This window comes from Oleiphilus sp. HI0125 (assembly GCF_001635355.1).
The window spans coordinates 1-923 of record NZ_LWGF01000660.1; the positions used below are offsets into that span (position 1 = coordinate 1).

Consider the following 923-nt stretch of genomic DNA (forward strand, 5'->3'; position numbering starts at 1 on the left):
CGAATGTCGGGTTTGGGCTTTGGTTACTCGCCTTTGCTTGTTTTGTTCCTTTGTTGCTAGCGCTTGAAAGATCCAAGCGCTTTTATTCTTCTGCGCTCACTGGCTTTGCCATGGGCAGTGTTCTTTATTTCGTTGGGTATTCTTGGCTTCTCGCGCTTAGTGACGGATTTATTCGGGGCGAAGACCATACCGGAAGCTTGCTTTGGCTAGCTTATGGATTCGTCATCGCCTTGCATTTTGCTGTGTTTGCGCTGCTCTACGTCGCGATGCGCAGACTCAATGTCGGGATATTGCTGTCTTCTATGGCTGCTTTGCTCATCATTGAATTCACGCAAGCGAATCTGTTTCCTTTTTACTTGGGTGCATCACTCGTTCGGGCGCCATATCTAGCACAAGCTGCTGATCTTGGTGGCGTCTATTTGCTCAGTGCATGTGTGATCAGTGTAAATGCATGCTGTGTTGTATTGTTGCAAGAGCGTCGTTTCACATCCATGAAGTCTATTGCGAGTACGGTAGGCATTGTGGGAGGTTTATATTTTTATGGGGTTTATCAAGTTCAACAGGAAGAGTCTTTTGTCGCAGAGCCTCAACAACAAATGTCTATTGGGCTTGTGCAAAGTGATATTTATGGCATGTCTCGTCCTGATCAACGTGCAACTGCGCATCAGCAACATCTAGCCTTTAGTCGCAGTCTTATCGCACAGCACGAGATTGATTTGTTAGTTTGGCCTGAAGCGGCATACGGCCGAGCAATACAAGGTACTCTGCCGGTGGATGCTCAGCCTATTCAACAAGATCTTGATACGCCAATCGTTTTCGGAGCCACGCGATTATCGGTCAAACAGGGGCGTTTAAGTCCGCATAATGCCGTGTTTTTAATTGATGAAAATAACCGAGTGGCGAGTCAGTACAGTAAAAATATA

1 protein-coding gene is annotated in these 923 nt (G+C 46.5%); it reads left to right on the forward strand.

Going from position 1 to position 923, the window contains the following annotated elements; all coding sequences use genetic code 11:
- The coding region (locus tag A3762_RS27435; protein WP_197469168.1) for a hypothetical protein at positions 1-923 on the forward strand (923 nt) is incomplete at both ends.